Annotated in this window: 15 protein-coding genes; 9 read left to right on the forward strand and 6 right to left on the reverse strand. The window is 69.2% G+C overall.

Annotated features, from left to right (window positions below):
• Positions 1-850, forward strand: an 850-nt coding sequence (locus tag ACIDOCELLA78_RS92080) for a UDP-glucose/GDP-mannose dehydrogenase family protein (RefSeq protein ID WP_201729197.1), incomplete at its 5' end; no start/stop codon positions are given.
• Positions 851-1,011: 161 nt separating this feature from the next.
• Here ACIDOCELLA78_RS92080 and ACIDOCELLA78_RS92085 read toward each other — a convergent pair.
• Both ACIDOCELLA78_RS92085 and acnA read right to left on the reverse strand, forming a co-directional pair.
• Entirely contained in the window at positions 1,012-1,713 is a 702-nt protein-coding gene (locus tag ACIDOCELLA78_RS92085) for an SDR family oxidoreductase (RefSeq protein ID WP_201729198.1), read from the reverse strand.
• 101 nt (positions 1,714-1,814) lie between these two features.
• Entirely contained in the window at positions 1,815-4,502 is a 2,688-nt protein-coding gene (gene acnA, locus ACIDOCELLA78_RS92090; protein WP_201729199.1) for an aconitate hydratase AcnA, read from the reverse strand.
• A 117-nt stretch (positions 4,503-4,619) separates the two neighbouring features.
• Between acnA and ccmA the strand changes: the two genes are divergently transcribed.
• Together ccmA and ccmB are read left to right on the forward strand one after the other, a co-directional pair.
• Entirely contained in the window at positions 4,620-5,225 is a 606-nt protein-coding gene (gene ccmA / locus ACIDOCELLA78_RS92095; protein ID WP_201729200.1) for a heme ABC exporter ATP-binding protein CcmA, read from the forward strand.
• A complete protein-coding gene (gene ccmB, locus ACIDOCELLA78_RS92100; RefSeq protein ID WP_201729201.1) occupies positions 5,222-5,875 on the forward strand; it encodes a heme exporter protein CcmB in 654 nt (217 codons plus the stop codon). Before ccmA ends, ccmB begins: the two co-directional genes overlap by 4 nt.
• 13 nt (positions 5,876-5,888) lie before the next feature.
• On the opposite strand, the gene ACIDOCELLA78_RS92105 is transcribed toward ccmB, so the two are convergent.
• Entirely contained in the window at positions 5,889-7,646 is a 1,758-nt protein-coding gene (locus tag ACIDOCELLA78_RS92105) for an aminopeptidase P family protein (protein ID WP_201729202.1), read from the reverse strand.
• 165 nt (positions 7,647-7,811) lie between these two features.
• On the opposite strand from ACIDOCELLA78_RS92105, the gene ACIDOCELLA78_RS92110 reads away from it, so the two are divergent.
• Positions 7,812-8,081, forward strand: coding sequence for a DUF1127 domain-containing protein (locus ACIDOCELLA78_RS92110; RefSeq protein ID WP_201729203.1), 270 nt, complete (start codon positions 7,812-7,814; stop codon positions 8,079-8,081).
• 46 nt (positions 8,082-8,127) lie between these two features.
• Here ACIDOCELLA78_RS92110 and ACIDOCELLA78_RS92115 read toward each other — a convergent pair whose 3' ends face one another.
• The 3 genes from ACIDOCELLA78_RS92115 to metF are packed head-to-tail and all read right to left on the reverse strand — an operon-like array spanning position 8,128 to position 12,160.
• On the reverse strand, positions 8,128-9,045 hold the full coding sequence (locus ACIDOCELLA78_RS92115; protein WP_201729204.1) for a 50S ribosomal protein L11 methyltransferase: 918 nt from the start codon (positions 9,043-9,045) through the stop codon (positions 8,128-8,130).
• Positions 9,045-11,231 (reverse strand): ATP-dependent helicase, encoded by a 2,187-nt coding sequence (locus ACIDOCELLA78_RS92120; RefSeq protein WP_201729205.1) that lies wholly within the window; start codon positions 11,229-11,231, stop codon positions 9,045-9,047. Before ACIDOCELLA78_RS92120 ends, ACIDOCELLA78_RS92115 begins: the two co-directional genes overlap by 1 nt.
• Positions 11,228-12,160: a methylenetetrahydrofolate reductase [NAD(P)H] gene (metF, locus tag ACIDOCELLA78_RS92125; RefSeq protein ID WP_201729206.1), complete on the reverse strand. Its 933-nt coding sequence runs from the start codon at positions 12,158-12,160 to the stop codon at positions 11,228-11,230. Before metF ends, ACIDOCELLA78_RS92120 begins: the two co-directional genes overlap by 4 nt.
• Positions 12,161-12,358: 198 nt before the next feature.
• On the opposite strand from metF, the gene ACIDOCELLA78_RS92130 reads away from it, so the two are divergent.
• From ACIDOCELLA78_RS92130 to ACIDOCELLA78_RS92150, 5 genes are all read left to right on the forward strand, one after another.
• Complete coding sequence (locus ACIDOCELLA78_RS92130; RefSeq protein ID WP_249676234.1) at positions 12,359-13,168, forward strand: VacJ family lipoprotein; 810 nt, start codon at positions 12,359-12,361, stop codon at positions 13,166-13,168.
• A gap of 39 nt (positions 13,169-13,207) precedes the next feature.
• Positions 13,208-13,834 (forward strand): phospholipid-binding protein MlaC, encoded by a 627-nt coding sequence (locus ACIDOCELLA78_RS92135; protein ID WP_201729208.1) that lies wholly within the window; start codon positions 13,208-13,210, stop codon positions 13,832-13,834.
• 136 nt (positions 13,835-13,970) lie between these two features.
• Positions 13,971-14,495 (forward strand): ribosome maturation factor RimP, encoded by a 525-nt coding sequence (gene rimP, locus ACIDOCELLA78_RS92140; RefSeq protein WP_201729209.1) that lies wholly within the window; start codon positions 13,971-13,973, stop codon positions 14,493-14,495.
• 30 nt (positions 14,496-14,525) lie between these two features.
• Positions 14,526-16,040: a transcription termination factor NusA gene (nusA, locus tag ACIDOCELLA78_RS92145; protein WP_201729241.1), complete on the forward strand. Its 1,515-nt coding sequence runs from the start codon at positions 14,526-14,528 to the stop codon at positions 16,038-16,040.
• The gene (locus ACIDOCELLA78_RS92150; RefSeq protein ID WP_201729210.1) at positions 15,973-16,731 is read left to right on the forward strand and encodes a DUF448 domain-containing protein; all 759 of its coding nucleotides are present in this window, start codon (positions 15,973-15,975) and stop codon (positions 16,729-16,731) included. The genes nusA and ACIDOCELLA78_RS92150 overlap by 68 nt, the downstream gene beginning before the upstream one ends.
• Positions 16,732-16,736: the final 5 nt, after the last annotated feature.

Here is a 16,736-nt window from a genome sequence, read left to right on the forward strand (position 1 = left end):
CGACAGCGCGCAGGCCGAGGCGGTGCTGCGCGCGCTCTACCGCCCGCTCAACCCGGCCGGGGTGACGCTGCTCCGCACCGGGCTGGAGACGGCGGAGCTGATCAAATACGCGACCAACGCCTTCCTCGCGATGAAGATCACCTTCATCAACGAGATGGCGGATCTGTGCGAGCAGGTCGGGGCGGATGTTCACGAACTCGCCCGCGGCATGGGGCTCGACCGGCGGATCGGCCCGAAATTCCTGCATCCCGGCCCCGGCTTCGGCGGCTCGTGCTTCCCGAAGGATACCCAGGCGCTGATGCGGATCGCACAGGATGCGCACGCGCCGGCGCGGCTGGTCGAGACCGTGGTGAATGTGAACGAGGCGCGCAAGGCGGCGATGGCCGGGCGGATTCTCGCAGCCTTCGGCGGCACGGTGCGGCGGCGGCGGATCGCGGTGCTGGGCCTGACCTTCAAGCCGGAGACCGACGACATGCGCGAATCCCCGGCGATCCCCATCGTGCACCGGCTGGTCGAGCTTGGCGCCGAGGTGGTGGCCTACGATCCGGCCGGCATGGAGCAGGCGCGGCGGGACCTGCCGGACGGGGTGGTCTATGCGCCGGGAGCCGCGGCGGCGCTGGCCGGCGCGGATGGCGCGGTGCTGGTGACCGAGTGGAACGAGTTCCGCGCCCTTGCGCCGGACTGGCTGCGCGCGATGATGCGCGGGCGCGTCGTCGTCGATCTGCGCAACGTGTTCGACCCGGCGGCGATGCGCGCGGCGGGGCTCGACCATCACGCGATCGGCCGGCCGGCGCCGCACCGGGCGTTTGCCGGCGAGATGGCGGAACTGGCGCTCGCCGCCGCGGATTAGAGCGGTTTCCGATCAGATGACTCCATCCGATCGGATGATGCTCTAGTGCCCTGTTCCTGAAATTCGTTGGGGGAATTTCAGGGACAAGCGGGCCACTAGATTATTGCTTTTTCTAGTGTCCACGTTGAATCTGAAATCCACCGGATTTCAGGTTCGGGACGCTAGGCTCCGGCGGCGCCGACCGTCATGCCGCCGCAGACATAGAGCACCTGGCCGGTGACGAAGCCGCTGCGCTGGTCGAGCAGATAGGCGATCGCGTGCGCGACGTCCGCCGGGGTGCCGACCCGGCGGACCGGGATGGCCTCGATGATCGCCGCGGTGCGCGGATCGTCCGGCGGGTTTGCCCGATCGAACAGCTCGGTGCGGATCGGGCCGGGGCCGACGGCGTTGGCGGTGATGCCGAAGCGGCCGAGTTCCAGCGCCCAGACCTTCGCCATGCCGATCAGCCCCGCCTTGGTCGCGGCATAGGCGGTGCGGTCTTCCTTGCCCAGTGCCGCGCGCGAGGCGATGTTGACGATGCGGCCGAACCCCGCCGCCTTCATGCCGGGCAGCAGCGCCTGCACGCATTGCAGGCTGCACCGCAGGTTGAGCGAGACCACGGCGTCGAGGTCGGCGACGGTCTGCGCCTCGACCGGGGCGGGGCGGACGGTGCCGACATTGTTGACCAGCCGGGTGATCGGCCCGCCGCGCAGCGCCTCGGCCAGGGCCGCCTCGGTCGCGGCCGGGTCGGACAGGTCGGCGACGATGCCATCGCCCACCCGGTCGATCACCACGACCTCGTAGCCCTCATCGCGGCAGCGGGCGGCGGTTGCCGCCCCGATGCCCGCTCCCCCTCCGGTGACCAGCACGCGTTCCTTGGTCATTCTTCCTCCCGACAGCGAAAAGGCCGGCGCCGTGATTCCGGCGCCGGCCTCTCTTCAAGCCGTCATGCGGCCGCCCCCGTCAAGGGGCGGCGGGGTCGCGCTCAGGCGGCCTTGGCCATGTTGCGCAGCACGTAATGCAGGATGCCGCCGTTCTGGTAGTAGAGCACCTCGTCGGCGGTATCGACGCGGCAGAGCAGCGAGACCTTGTCGGTCGTGCCGTTGGCGCGGCGGATGACCATGTCGAGATCCATGCGCGGCGAGAGGGTTTCGAGGCCGACGATGTCGATCGTCTCGTCGCCCTTCAGCTCCAGCGTCTTGCGGGTCATGCCATCCTTGAAGACCAGCGGCAGCACGCCCATGCCGACCAGGTTCGAGCGATGGATGCGCTCGAAGCTTTCGGCGACGACCGCCTTGACGCCGAGCAGCACGGTGCCCTTCGCCGCCCAGTCGCGCGAGGAGCCGGTGCCGTATTCGCGGCCGGCGAAGACCACCAGCGGCACGCCCTCGTTGCGGTAGCGCATCGCCGCGTCGTAGATCGACAGCTGCTCGCCCGAGGGGAAGTGCTTCGCGTAGCCGCCCTCGACATTGTCCAGCATCTCGTTGCGGATGCGGATATTGGCGAAGGTGCCGCGCATCATGATTTCATGATTGCCGCGGCGCGAGCCGTAGGAGTTGAAGTCCTTCTGCTGGATCTGGCGCTCGAGCAGGTATTCGCCGGCCGGGGTGGTCTTGCGGAAGGAGCCGGCCGGGGAGATGTGGTCGGTGGTGATGGAGTCGCCGAGCAGGGCCAGGATGCGCGCGCCCGCGATATCCTTCACCGGCGCCGGCTCCTTCGTCATGCCCTCGAAATAGGGCGGGTTCTTGACGTAGGTCGAGCTGTCGGACCAGCGATAGGTGTCCGACTCGCCCTCGACGGCGATCGCCTGCCACTGCTTCGGCCCCTTGAACACGTCGCCATAGCGATCGAGGAACATCTCGCGGGTGAGCGAGGACTGCACCATCGCGGCGATCTCGACGGTGGTCGGCCAGATGTCCTTCAGGAAGACGTCGTTGCCGTTCTTGTCCTTGCCGATCGGGTCCTTGGTGATGTCCTTGCGCATGGTGCCGAGCAGCGCGTAGGCGACGACCAGCGGCGGCGAGGCGAGGTAGTTCGCCCGCACGTTCGGATGCACGCGGCCCTCGAAATTGCGGTTGCCCGACAGCACCGAGACGGCGACCAGCTTGTTGTCCTCGATCGCATCGGCGATCGCGTCATCCAGCGGGCCGGAATTGCCGATGCAGGTGGTGCAGCCATAGCCGACCGTTTCGAAGCCGAGCGCGTCGAGATCGTCCTGCAGGCCGGCGCGGTTGAGATATTCGGTGACGACCTGCGAGCCGGGGGCGAGGGAGGTCTTGACCCAGGGCTTCGGCGTGAGGCCGAGGGCGCGGGCCTTGCGGGCGACGAGGCCGGCGGCGATCAGCACCGAAGGGTTGGAGGTGTTGGTGCAGGAGGTGATCGCGGCGATCACCACGTCGCCATGGGTGATCGAGAAATTCTTTCCCTTCACCTCGGCGGTGGCGCCGACATTGCCGGCGGGAACGCCGAGACCCTTGGTCAGCTCGGCGTCGAAGGCGGACGAGGCTTGCGACAGCGCCACCCGGTCCTGCGGGCGCTTCGGCCCGGCGAGCGAGGGCTCGACGGTGGAGAGATCGAGTTCAAGCGTGTCGGAGAAGACCGGGTCGGCGCCTTCGCGCCACAGACCCTGGGCCTTGGCATAGGCCTCGACCAGCTTGATGCGGTGCTCGTCGCGGCCGGAGAGGCGCATGTAGTCGAGCGTGATGCCATCGACCGGGAAGAAGCCGCAGGTGGCGCCATATTCCGGCGCCATGTTGGCGATCGTCGCGCGGTCTGCCAGCGGCAGGTGGTCGAGACCCTCGCCGTAGAATTCGACGAACTTGCCGACGACGCCCTTCTTGCGCAGCATCTGGGTGACGGTGAGCACCAGGTCGGTCGCGGTGATGCCCTCGCGCAGGCTGCCGGTGAGGCGGAAGCCGATCACGTCGGGGATCAGCATGGCGATCGGCTGGCCGAGCATGGCGGCCTCGGCCTCGATGCCGCCGACACCCCAGCCGAGCACGCCGAGGCCGTTGACCATCGTGGTGTGGCTGTCGGTGCCGAACAGCGTGTCCGGATAGGCATAGCTCTTGCCGTTGGACGCCGAGGTCCAGACGGTCTGGGCGAGATATTCGAGGTTGACCTGGTGGCAGATGCCGGTGCCGGGCGGGACGACGCGGAAATTGTCGAACGCCTCCTGGCCCCAGCGGAGGAATTCATAGCGCTCGCCGTTGCGCTCGAACTCGATGTCGACGTTCTTTTCCAGCGCGTCCTTGCGGCCGAACACGTCGACCATCACCGAGTGGTCGATGACGAGATCGACGGGGACCAGCGGGTTGACCTTCTCGGCCTTGCCGCCGAGGCGCAGGATGCCGTCGCGCATCGCCGCGAGATCGACCACCGCCGGCACGCCGGTGAAATCCTGCATCAGGATGCGCGCCGGGCGGAACGGCACGTCCTTGTCGGAATGGGCCTGCGCGGTCCACTCGACCAGCGCCTTCGCGTCATCGACCGTGCAGGCCGAGCCGTCCTCGAAGCGCAGGACGTTCTCCAGCAGGATTTTCAGTGTCCGCGGCAGGCGGGAAATGTCGCCGAGCTTTTCAGCGGCGGCATTGAGTGCGAAATAGGCGTAGTCCTTTCCATCGACGCTCAGCGTCTTTTCCACTTGCAGACTGTCCCGTCCGATCATGCTCATCGCGTTCGCTCCTCTTCGCGCGCCACTGCGGCGCGTTGCGCCGCAGCAAAACCCGGTTTCGCGCCGCTTTAATCACGGCGTGGCCCCCGCGTCCATGTCCTGCGCCGGTCGCTAGCCATGCTGGAAGCGAAGGGCCTCGCCGCGATCCGCGGCGAACGTCTCGTGTTCCGCGACATCTCGTTCCGGCTGGAGCGGGGCGGGGCGCTGGTGCTGGTCGGGCCGAACGGGGCGGGGAAGTCATCGCTGATCCGGCTGGTGGCCGGGCTGACGCCGCCGGCCGCCGGCGCGCTGCTGTGGGAGGGGGCGGATGCGCTCGACGATCCGCCGCTGCACGCGGCGCGGCTGTGCTTCGTCGGCCATGCCGACGCGATCAAGCCGGGGCTGAGCGTGGCGGAAAATCTCGGCCTCGACCGCAGGCGCCCGCGCGCCGAGGTGCTGGCCGCGTTGGCCAGCGTTGACCTCGAACGGTTCGCCGATCTGCCGGCGCGGCTGCTCTCCTCGGGGCAGCGGCGGCGGCTGGCGCTCTCGCGCCTCGCGCTTTCGGCCGCACCGCTCTGGCTGCTCGACGAGCCGACCACCGGGCTCGACGCCGCCTCGGTGCGGCGGCTCGAAGCCAATATCGCGCGGCATCTCGGCCTTGGCGGCATGGTGATCGCGGCGACGCATCTGCCGCTCGACCTGCCCGGCGCGCGGCCGTTCGACCTTGCGGGGCAGGCGGCATGAAACCCTTTCTCGCGCTGATCCGCCGCGAGCTGATCCTCGCCCTCCGCCATGCCGGCGACTCGGTTGCCTCGCTCCTGTTCTTCGTGATCGCGGCGAGCCTGTTCGCCTTCGCGATCGGGCCCTCGGCCAATGTGCTGTCCGGCATCGCGCCGGGGGTGGTCTGGGTGATCGCGCTGCTGGCGGCGCTGCTGCCGCTCAACCGGCTGTTCGCCGCCGATTTCGAGGATGGCTCGCTCGACCAGCTGATGCTCTCCGGCCTGCCGGCCAGCGCCGTGGCGCTCGGCAAGATCGTCGGACACTGGCTGACCACGGGGCTGCCGCTGCTGCTCATCGCCGGGCCGGTCGCGATCATGCTGCGGCTCGGCGGCGATGCGGTGCCGCAGCTGCTGGCGACGCTGCTGCCGGGGACGATGCTGCTCTCGCTGGTGGGCGGGATGAGTGCGGCGGTGACGCTGGGCGCGCGCGGCGGCACGGTGCTGCTGCCGCTGATCGCCCTGCCGCTGATGATCCCGGCGGTGATCTTCGGCGCGGCGGGGGCGGTGGCGCAGTCGCCCTTCGCCGAACTGGCCATGCTCGGCGGGCTGCTCGCGCTGTTCCTGCCGATCGCCCCGCTGGCCGCGGGGGCGGCGCTGCGGGCCTCGGTCGGCTGAGTTTATCGCGGCATTACAGCGGCGCGCAGGCGGCTTCGAGCCAGGCGCGCGCCGCGGCGCCGAGATCCGGGCCGATCGTCGCCAGCACGCGGGCGTGATAGGCGTCGAGCCAGGCGCGGGCGGCGGGGGTGAGCAGGGCAGGGTCGATCAGCCGGCGGTCGAACGGGGCGAGGGTGAGCGGCTCGAATTCGAGGAACGGTTTCGCACCCTCGACCGGCGCCGGGACGACCAGCAGCAGGTTTTCCAGCCGGATGCCGTAGCCGCCGGGTTCGTAATAGCCGGGCTCGTCGGACAGGATCATGCCGGGGGCCAGCGGCACCGGCTTCGCCAGCCGGTGGAAGCTCACCGGCCCCTCATGCACCGAGAGATAGGAGCCGACGCCGTGGCCGGTGCCGTGATCGAAATCGAGCCCCGCCTCCCAGAGCGGCGCGCGGGCGAGCGCGTCGAGCTGCGGGCCCGACGTGCCTTGCGGGAAGCGCACGCGGGCGAGGGCGACATGGCCGGCGAGCACGCGGGTGAAGCGGTCGCGCAGCGCCTGCGGCGGCGCGTCCGGCCCGGTCCAGAGCGTGCGGGTCACGTCCGTCGTGCCATCGGGATACTGGCCGCCGCTGTCGATCAGGTAGATCTCGTTGCGGCGGATCGGCCGGTCCGAGGCGGGGGTGACGCTGTAATGGATGATGGCGCCGTGCTCGCCGGCGCCGGAAATGGCGGGGAAGCTCTCGCCGTGAAAGCCCGGGGCGGCGGCGCGGCAGGCGAGCAGCTGCGCCGCCGCGCTCCGCTCGGTCTGGCCGCCTTCGGATGATGTTTCGGCGAACCAGGCGAGGAAGCGGCAGAGCGCGATACCGTCGCGCCGGTGGGCGGCGCGGGCGCCTTCCTGCTCGGTCGGGTTCTTGATCGCGCGCGGCAGGACGCAGGGATCGCCGCCGGAAACCGTGATCGCCCCGGCATCGCCGAGCAGCTGGCTGAAGCGGATCGGCGCCGTCGCCGGGTCGAGGCGGACGCGCTGGCCGCGCAGCGCGGCGAGGCCCTGTTCCAGCGCCGCGCGGGGGACGATCTCGACGCCGGCGCCGAGATGCGCGCGCGTCGCCGGCGGCACCCGCGCGGGGTCGATGAAGATGATCGCCGTGGCGTCGCGCCGGAGCAGGGCGAAGCAGAGCACGATCGGCGTATGCGGCAGGTCCGCCCCGCGCAGGTTGAACAGCCAGGCGACGGCGTGCGGGTCGGTCAGCATGACCGCGTCGGCCCCGTCCTGCGCGATGGTTTCGGCGATGCGGGCGCGCTTGGCGGCGGCGGACTCCCCGGCATGTTCCTGCGGATGCGCGAGGGCGGGCGAGGAAGGCGGGGCCGGGCGGTCGGTCCAGAGCGGGTCGATCGGGTTGGCCACCGGCACCATGGTGAACCCGGCATCGGCATAGACGGCGACGGCGTTGGCCGTCATCAGCCAGGGATCGTAGCCGATCCGCGCGCCGGGGGCGGCGGCTTTCAGCCATTCGACCGGCGGGGTCTCGACGATGTGACGCCGCTCCCAGATCGCAGGATCGGTCTGCTCGGCGAGTTGCAGCGTGTAGCGGCCATCGGAGAAGACGGCGGCGCGGTCGGCCAGCACGATGGCGAGGCCGGCGCTGCCGGTGAAGCCGGTCAGAAAGGCCAGCCGCGCCGCCGAGTCGGGCACGTATTCACCGAGGAACTCGTCGCTCCGCGGTTGGATGAAGCCGTCGAGCCCCTGTGCGCGCAGCGTGTTTCGGAGGGAACCGATCTGCGTTTTCATCATATCTTAATAAAATTCCCATCGATTTTACGCATGGCTGACAAAGCAACGTATCGCTCCCCAAACCAAGTCGCCGCCCTTATGTTGCACTGCGAAAACACGGTGACGGATGGCACGGCAATGACTGTCCGCATCGAGGTTTGGCTCCTTAAACAACGGTGAAGTATCATGTCTTCCACGACACACAACAAGCGCACTGTCCCGGCCGCCAACACGATGGCGGCCCATACCGCAGCGATCGACGCGGCTCTGGTCGACAGCGCCCGGCTGGCGGCGAACGGGTTCGCCCGCATTGGCGCCTGGTTCGCCGAGCGCCGCGCCGCGCGCGAGGCCTATCGTGAACTGCAGAGCCTGAGCGACCGCGAGCTGGCGGATCTCGGCATCGGCCGCGCCGATATCCGCGCCGTGCTGAACGGGACGTTCAAGCGCCCGATCTGATCCATCGCGCTCGAATGACTGGAGAAACCCGGGCGGGCGGCCAGCCTCAGCCCGGGTTTCTGCTGTCCGGGGCCAGGCGGCCCTTGCCGAGGATCAGCGTTGTCCATTCGCCGTCGTCGATCCGGCCCTTGAGGACGAGGCCGTGGCGGCGATGCGCCGACATCACCCAGCGCGCCTGACGGCCGAGCAGGCCGGCGAGAATGGCGGTGCCGCCGGGGGCGAGATGCGCCGCCAGTTCATGCGCCATGGCGACCAGCGGCCGGGCGAGGATATTGGCGAAAACCAGATCATAGGGCGCGCGGCGGGCGAGCAGCGGCGCCGACCAGCCCTCCGAGCGGATGACGCGCAGCAGCGGAGCGACACCGTTGAGCGCCGCGTTGGCGCTGGCGACCCGGACCGCCCGCTGGTCGATATCGGTGGCGAGGACCGGCTTTCCCCAGATCTTTGCTCCGGCGATGGCGAGAATGCCCGAGCCGGTGCCGAGATCGAGGATTCGGCCCGGCGCGCGCCGTTTCGCGAGCCGCTCCAGCGCCAGCAGGCAGCCGCGCGTCGAGCCGTGTTCGCCGGTGCCGAAGGCGAGGCCGGCATCGAGCAGGATGGTGATGCGGCCGGGCACGTGCGGGGTTGTGACATGGGTGCCGCGAATGGCGAAGCGGCGTCCGATGAGCTGTTCGGGGAAACCTTCGTAGCTGCGGGCGAGCCAGCCGCCGGCCGGCACCAGCGCCCGCTCGACCGCGGGGCTGACGCCGCTCGCGGCCGCGGCCAGCAGCAGGGCGGCGGCGAGGTCGCCATCCGCGCCGCCTGGCTCGCGCAGCCCTTCGACGATCCAGGTATCGTTCGCCTCGTCGAGAAAGAAGCCGACGCTGCGGCAGCAGGAAGCCAGCGCCGCCTCGAAGGATTCGAGTGCTGACTCCGGCACCGTCACGGTGACGCGCTCGAGCATTTCCGCGCTCCCCCGCGCCATCACGCCCGTTCCACGAAACGGTCGAGCACGCGTTTTTCGCCCGCATTGTCGAACCGGATGTCGAGCCGGTCGTCTTCCGCGTCGATCACGACGCCATAGCCGAATTTCTGGTGAAACACGCGGGTTCCTTCGGTGATCCTGTCGGTGCGGGGTGGGCGCGGGGTGGCGGCCCAGGCATCGGCGTGCTCGCCGCTCGCCCGCCGTGCGGCGACCAGCGGGCGCGCGGTGGCGAAGACGGGCGGCGCGTTGCGCTGCGCGAGTGACGCGGAGCCGCCGGTGCGGATCGCGTCCTCCGGTAGTTCCTCGATGAAGCGGGATGGCACGCTGCTCTGCCAGTTGGCGTAGATCCGGCGGTTGGCGCAGTGGGAGATGATGGCGCGCTGCTTCGCCCGCGTGATGCCGACATAGGCGAGGCGCCGTTCCTCCTCGAGCGCGCGGCCGCCGCCCTCGTCGAGGGAGCGCTGGTTGGGGAACACGCCCTCTTCCCAGCCGGGGAGGAACACGCTGTCGAACTCCAGCCCCTTCGCCGCGTGCAGCGTCATCAGCACGACCTTGTCGTCGTCCGGCTCGTTGTCGTTGTCCATCACAAGGGCGACATGTTCGAGGAAGCCGCCGAGCGTCTCGAACTCGGCGACGGCGCGGACCAGCTCCTTCAGGTTCTCGATCCGGCCGGCCGCCTCGGGCGTTTTCTGCTCCTGCCACATCGCGATGTAGCCGCTCGCATCGAGCAGGGTGGAGAGGGCGACGACATGGCCATCGAGCCGCAGGGTCTCGCGCCATTCGGCGAACTGGGCGAGCAGGTCGCGCAGCCCGTCCCGCGCCTTGCCGCGCAGCCCGCCCTCGGCGACGACGCGGGCGGCGGCCTCGGCGAGCGGGACGCCATCGGCGCGGGCGCGGTCGTGCAGCGTGCGCAGCGCGGTGTCGCCGAGGCCGCGTTTGGGCGTGTTGACGATGCGCTCGAAGGCGAGATCGTCCGCCGGCTGGGCGAGCACCCGCAGATAGGCGATGGCGTCGCGGATTTCCGCCCGCTCGTAGAAGCGCAGGCCGCCGACGATGCGATAGGGCAGGCCGATGGTGATGAAGCGCTCCTCGAAGCCGCGGGTCTGGAAGCCGGCGCGGACCAGCACCGCGCATTCGGCGAGACGGTGGCCGTCGGCGCGCAACGCCTCGATCCGGCTGGCGACGGCGCGGCTTTCCTCGTCCGAATCCCAGAAGGCGAGCACCTCGACCTGCTCGCCCTCGGAATCGTTCCGCCCGGCATGCAGCGTCTTGCCGAGCCGTCCCTCGTTATGCGCGATCAGCGCCGAGGCGGCGCGCAGGATCGGCGCCGTCGAGCGGTAATTCGCCTCCAGCCGGACAATTTTCGCACCTGGGAAATCCTGCTCGAAGCGCAGGATGTTCTCGATCTCCGCACCGCGCCAGGAATAGATGCTCTGGTCGTCGTCGCCCACGCAGCAGATGTTCTTCGAGGCCTGGGCCAGAAGGCGCAGCCAGTAATACTGGACGAGGTTGGTGTCCTGGTATTCGTCGACCAGGATGTAGCGGAAGCGGCGGTGATATTGCGCGAGGATTTCGGGCTCGCGCTTCAGCAGGTCGGTCGCGAGCATCAGCAGGTCGCCGAAATCCATCGCGTTCAGCGCCTGCAGCCGCTCCTGATAGGCGGCGTAGAGATCGCGCGCGGATTCGGCGCCCCAGTCGATATCCAGCTCGCGCGGCACCTGGTCCGGCAGCAGGCCGCGATCCTTCCAGCGCTGGATCGTGCCCATCAGCCCTTGCGGGGTGAAGCGCTTCACGTCCATCCGCCGCGCTTCCATCACCTGCTTGAGCAGGCGGAGCTGGTCGTCGGGGTCGAGGATCGAGAAATTCGCGGTGCGGCCGACAAGCTCGGCGTGGCGGCGCAGCATCCGCGCGGCGAGGGCGTGGAAGGTGCCGAGCCAGAGCCCCTCCGCCGGCTCGCCGAGCAGGGCGGAGACGCGCTCGCGCATCTCCCGCGCCGCCTTGTTGGTGAAGGTGACGGCGAGCACCTGGTTCGGAAAGGCGCGGCGGGTGAGGAGGATATGGGCGAAGCGGGTGGTCAGCACGCGGGTCTTGCCGGTGCCGGCGCCGGCGAGCACCAGAACCGGCCCGTCCACCGCCTCGACGGCTTCGCGCTGGGCGGTGTTCAGCCTGTCGAGATAGTCGCTCACCTGGCCGGCTTCACACCCAGGATGCGCGCGATCGCGTAAGTGAGGTCGGCGCGGTTGAGGGTGTAGAAATGGAACTCGTCGATGCCGTTGGCCTGCAGCGTGCGGACCTGCTCGGCGGCGATGCTGGCGGCGACCATCTTGCGGGTCTCGGCATCGTCGTCCAGCCCGTCGAACATCTCGCCCATCCAGGCCGGGACATGGGTGCCGGCCATCTCGCTGATCCGCTTCGCCTGGGCGAAATTCGAAACCGGCATGATGCCGGGGATGATCGGCGCGGTGATGCCGGCGGCCAGCGCGCGGTCGAGAAAGTCGAGGAAATGGCCGGTCTCGAAGAAGACCTGGCTGATCGCCCGCGTTGCCCCGGCATCGAGCTTGCGCTTGAGGTTGTCGAGATCGGCCTGCGGACTTGCCGCCTGGGTATGGGTTTCGGGATAGGCGGCAACCGAGATCTCGAAATCGGCGACGCGGCGGAGGCCGGCGACGAGATCCGCCGCATAGGCGTAGCCCTCGGGATGCGGCGCATAGGCGGTGCCGCCCGGCGGATCGCCGCGCAGGGCGACGATGTGGCGCACGCCGGCATCCCAGTAGCGGCGGGCGACATCATCCACCTCGCCGCGCGAGGCGCCGACGCAGGTCAGATGCGCTGCCGGAACAAGGGTGGTTTCCCGCACCAGGCGGGTGACGGTGGCGTGGGTGCGCTCCTGCGTCGAGCCGCCGGCGCCGTAGGTGATCGAGACGAAGCGCGGCGCCAGCGGTTCGAGCCGGCGGATGCAGGCCCAGAGCTGGGTTTCCAGCGCCTCGGTCTTGGGCGGGAAGAATTCGAACGAAATCGCCGGGGCCTGGGCCGGCTGCGCGCGGGCGGGCAGCGGGGCGATGCGCGGGCCGGACAGCCAGCGTTCCAGGACGGCGCGGGGCGGGGTGTGACTCATCGAAAACTCCTCGGTCGTCTCGTGGCAGCAAGTGCCGCCGGTGGCAAGGCTGGCCCGCGGCGAGAGGCGCTGTTGATCCGCCCGGCCGCGACGCTACATACCGGCGATATAGAGCGTGCGCGCCGGTCGGGCAGACCCCCGGGCGGACGCCACGCAACGATGCGGCGCCGTTCCGGACGCCGAGACAAGGAGAGGCTCGTGGGTATCGTCAAGACATCGCTGCTGTCGTTGCTGGCCGTGCCGGTTCTGCTCGCCGGCTGCGCCACGCCGCCGCCGCGGAGCAACCAGGCGGCCTACGAGGCCTATCGCCAGCAGAACGATCCGCTGAAACCGGCGAACCAGGCCTTCTACCGGTTCGACAACGTGCTGGATGCCTATGCGCTGCGGCCGGTGGCGGTGGGCTACAGCCATGTCACCACCCCGGCGATCCGCCAGCATGTCGGCGATTTCATGAACAACATGGATGCGCCGGCGCAGCTCGTCGAGTTCATGGCCGCCGGCAAGCCGCGCGACGCCGGAACCACGCTGGTCCGCTTCCTCCTCAACTCGACGGTGGGGATCGGCGGCATTTTCGACCCCGCGGGCGCGCTCGGCTACCGGCGGGTCTATACCGATCTCGGCCTCACTTTGGCCGGCTATGGCGTGCCGGAAGGGCCGTATCTCTATCTGCCCTTCGCCGGCCCGTCCGACCTGCGGGATGCCGCGGTGCTGCCCGCCGGGCTGTTTCTCTCGCCCACCGCCGCCGCCCCGCCCTCGACCGGCCTGACCATCTTCAATTATGGCTCGGACGGGCTCGGCGTGGTCAACACGCGGGCCAACCTGATCGGCACGATCGGCAACATCAAGAAATCGTCGCTCGACCCCTATGCCACATTCCGGAGCCTTTATCGCCAACATCGTGCCGCACAGTTGAAGACAATCAACGAGCGCGACATCGCGACTCCGCCGGCCTGGTATCCGGCGAAAGAGCGGAACGCGATGCATCCGCGCCCCTACGGCGCGCCGTAGGGCTTCAGGGACGACCCACAGCAGAAAGGATTTCCCCTCATGGCTGCTTCCTTCCGCCGCGTTCTGCTCGGCGCATTCGCCGTGCTGCCGATGCTCGGCGCGCTGCCCGCGACCGTCCTGGCCGCGGCACCGGACGCGACGACGGCCCGGGACTTCATCAAGCAGTCCGGCGACCAGCTCGTCTCGATCGTCAACGGGCCTGGCTCGAACCAGGCCAAGTCGGCCAAGCTGCGCGCGCTGGTGGACCGCATCGTCGCGGTCGACCAGATCGGCCGCTTCGTGCTCGGCCGCTACTGGCGGGTGGCGACGCCGGCGCAGCAGCAGGAATACCTGCATCTGTTCCACCAGACGCTGGCCTACAACATCACCAACCAGATCCGCGCCTACAAGGGTGTGACCTTCGCGGTGGACGGGGCGAAGCCCGGGCCGGAGGGGCAGATGGTCGCCACCACCGTCACCCGGCCGGGCCAGTCGCCGGCGGATGTGCAATGGGTCGTGGATACGGTGGGCGGCGCGCCGCGCATCGTCGATGTCGTGGTCGAGGGCACGTCGCTCAGGATCACCGAGCGCTCCGATTATTCCAGCGTGATCAACGATCATGGCGGCGAGGTGAGTGCCCTGCTCGACGCGATGAAGCAGCAGATCAGCCGCATCGCGGCGGGCTGAGCCGCCGCCGGACGATCGCCGCCCTTGCCCGGGGGCGGTGATCGGTCTATATTGAGAGAAATCAAAATCTCCAGCGTTATGGAGGTGGCCCTTACCGGCCGCCTTTTTTGTTTTCCGGATATGCCGAGAGTTTCCTGTGAACGATACCAGACCCACCCATAGCGGCCTTGAGGGCCGGATCGCCGAGCTGATCGCGCCGGGCCTCGAATCGATCGGCTACGAGCTTGTGCGCGTCGCGATCATGGGCAAGCAGACGCCGACCGTGCAGATCATGGCTGACCGCGCCGACCAGACCCAGCTTTCGCTCGATGATTGCGAGCGGATCAGCCACCTGGTTTCGGCGGTGCTCGACGTCGATGATCCGATCAGCTCGGCCTGGACGCTGGAAGTCAGTTCCGCCGGGATCGACCGGCCGCTGACCCGGGTGAAGGACTGGAACCGCTATGCCGGCCATCTCGCCCGCATCGATCTCGACGTGCCGACCGCCTCGGGCCGCAAGCGCCTGACCGGCACGGTGCTTGGCGCCGATGCCGCCCATGCGCGGGTGAAGCTCGATTCCGGCGAGACGGTGGAGCTGCCGCATGGCGATATCCGCCGCGCCAAGCTCGTGCTGACCGAAGACCTCATCAAGGCGACGGAAACCCCGCCGTCTGCCAACTGACCCACGATCCGTGAACAGAGCGAGATGACCATGGACACCGCCATAGCCCGCCCCGAACTTCTGCTCGTCGCCGACGCGGTCGCCCGCGAGAAGCAGATCGACCGTGAAGAAGTGCTCGAGGCGATGGAGCAGGCCATCCAGAAGGCCGGCCGCGCCAAGTATGGCCACGAGAAGGACATCCGGGCGACGATCGACCGCAAGACCGGCGATGTGCGCCTCTCGCGCTGGACCGAGGCGGTCGAGACGGTGGAGAACGAGGAAACCCAGATCCCGATCCATATCGCGCGGAAGTTCAAGCCCGAGATCGAGGTTGGCGGATTTCTGGTCGACCCGCTGCCGCCGATCGATTTCGGCCGCATCGCGGCGCAGACGGCGAAGCAGGTGATCGTTCAGCGCGTTCGCGAATACGAGCGCAAGCGGCAGTTCGAGGAATACAAGGATCGTGTCGGCGAGATCATCACCGGCGTGGTCAAGCGGACCGAATACGGCAACCTCATGGTCGATCTCGGCCGCTCGGAAGCGTTGCTGCGGCGCGACGAGACGATTCCGCGCGAGAATCTGCACAATGGCGACCGGGTGCGCGCCTTCATCTACGATGTGCGCGAGGAACCGCGCGGGCCGCAGATTTTCCTCTCGCGCACCCATCCCGGCTTCCTCGCCAAGCTGTTCGCCCAGGAAGTGCCGGAAATCTACGAGGGGATCATCGAGATCAAGGCGGTTTCCCGCGATCCGGGCTCGCGCGCGAAGATGGCGGTGATCAGCCGCGACAGCTCGATCGACCCGGTCGGCGCCTGCGTCGGCATGCGCGGCTCGCGCGTGCAGGCGGTGGTGGCCGAGCTGCAGGGCGAGAAGATCGACATCATTCCCTGGAGCCCGAATCCGGCGACCTTCGTGGTCAACGCGCTGGCGCCGGCGGAAGTGTCCAAGGTCGTGCTCGACGAGGAGGCCGGCAAGGTCGAGGTCGTGGTGCCCGACACCCAGCTCAGCCTCGCCATCGGCCGACGTGGCCAGAATGTCCGCCTCGCCAGCCAGCTTACCCGCTGGGACATCGACATCCTCACCGAAGCCGAGGAAAGCGAGCGCCGGCAGGAAGAGTTCCGCCGCCGCTCCGGCCTGTTCGTCGAGGCGCTCGATGTCGACGACGTGATCGCCGGCCTGTTGGTGACGGAAGGCTTCGAGGGGGTGGACGACCTTGCGGCCACGCCGGTCGATGAGCTGGCCTCCATCGAGGGGTTCGACGAGGGGATCGCCGCCGAGCTGCAGCGCCGCGCCGAGGCCGCGCTCGAACGCAAGGCGAACGAGCTTGAGGACAAACGCCGCGCCCTCGGCGTTGCCGACGACCTCGCCGGGACGGAGGGGCTGACCGCGCCGATGCTGGTGGCGCTCGGCGAGAAGGGGGTGAAGACGCTGGACGATCTGGCCGACCTCGCCTCCGACGAGCTGATCGAGATCGTCGGCGCCGAGGCGATGGACGAGGATGCGGCGAACGCCGTCATCATGGCGGCGCGCGCCCACTGGTTCGAGGGAGAGCAGGACGCTGGCTGATCCCGACACACTGGCCGGGCTTGCGGAAGACGACGCGGCCGAGGACGGGCCCCTGCGCCGCTGCCTGGTGACGCGCGCGCGCCTGCCGCGGGAGACGATGCTGCGATTCGTCGCGCCCCCGGAGGCGCTGGCGTCGGATGCGCTGGTTTTCGACGCCGCTGCAACCCTGCCCGGTCGCGGGCTGTGGTTGAGTGCGCGCCGGGATGTGATAGACAAGGCGGTGAAGGCCAACGCATTCTCCCGCGCGGCGGGGCGGCGTCTGGTGGCACCGTCTGGCTTGGCGGAAATCGTGGCCAGCACGCTGGAACAGCGGATTGCAGAACGTCTCGGGCTGGCGCGCCGCGCCGGTCAGGCCGTGTGCGGTTTCGAGAAGGCGAAGGAAAAGATTGCCGCCGGGCAGTGCGCCCTGCTGGTCGAGGCGTCCGATGGCAGCCTGGCCGAGCAGGAACGGCTGGTCCAGCGCCGCGAAACCAGGGTGGTGCGGCCGCTGGACGCGGCGCGGCTCGGGGCGGTGTTCGGGCGGGAACGCTCGGTGCACGTGGCGATCGGGCCGGGACGGCTCGCCGTCCAGATCGAGGCCGACTCCGTCCGGCTGGCGGGGGTGACCGATACCGAACCTGCGGCCTTGCGATTGCAACCGCCGCAGGGAGCGGGCAGAGAGAAGACCGACCGGGGTGGCCGGCAGATCTGACCGCC

It is taken from the genome of Acidocella sp. C78, assembly GCF_907164655.1.

Bases quoted from the DNA above. Each gene is read 5' to 3' on its own strand.
- ACIDOCELLA78_RS92085 (WP_201729198.1), bottom strand. From the start codon at position 1,713: ATGACCAAGGAACGCGTGCTGGTCACCGGAGGGGGAGCGGGCATCGGG.
- acnA (WP_201729199.1), bottom strand. From the start codon at position 4,502: ATGAGCATGATCGGACGGGACAGTCTGCAAGTGGAAAAGACGCTGAGC.
- ccmA (WP_201729200.1), top strand. From the start codon at position 4,620: ATGCTGGAAGCGAAGGGCCTCGCCGCGATCCGCGGCGAACGTCTCGTG.
- ccmB (WP_201729201.1), top strand. From the start codon at position 5,222: ATGAAACCCTTTCTCGCGCTGATCCGCCGCGAGCTGATCCTCGCCCTC.
- ACIDOCELLA78_RS92105 (WP_201729202.1), bottom strand. From the start codon at position 7,646: ATGATGAAAACGCAGATCGGTTCCCTCCGAAACACGCTGCGCGCACAG.
- ACIDOCELLA78_RS92110 (WP_201729203.1), top strand. From the start codon at position 7,812: ATGTCTTCCACGACACACAACAAGCGCACTGTCCCGGCCGCCAACACG.
- ACIDOCELLA78_RS92115 (WP_201729204.1), bottom strand. From the start codon at position 9,045: ATGGCGCGGGGGAGCGCGGAAATGCTCGAGCGCGTCACCGTGACGGTG.
- metF (WP_201729206.1), bottom strand. From the start codon at position 12,160: ATGAGTCACACCCCGCCCCGCGCCGTCCTGGAACGCTGGCTGTCCGGC.
- ACIDOCELLA78_RS92135 (WP_201729208.1), top strand. From the start codon at position 13,208: ATGGCTGCTTCCTTCCGCCGCGTTCTGCTCGGCGCATTCGCCGTGCTG.
- nusA (WP_201729241.1), top strand. From the start codon at position 14,526: ATGGACACCGCCATAGCCCGCCCCGAACTTCTGCTCGTCGCCGACGCG.
- ACIDOCELLA78_RS92150 (WP_201729210.1), top strand. From the start codon at position 15,973: ATGCGGCGAACGCCGTCATCATGGCGGCGCGCGCCCACTGGTTCGAGG.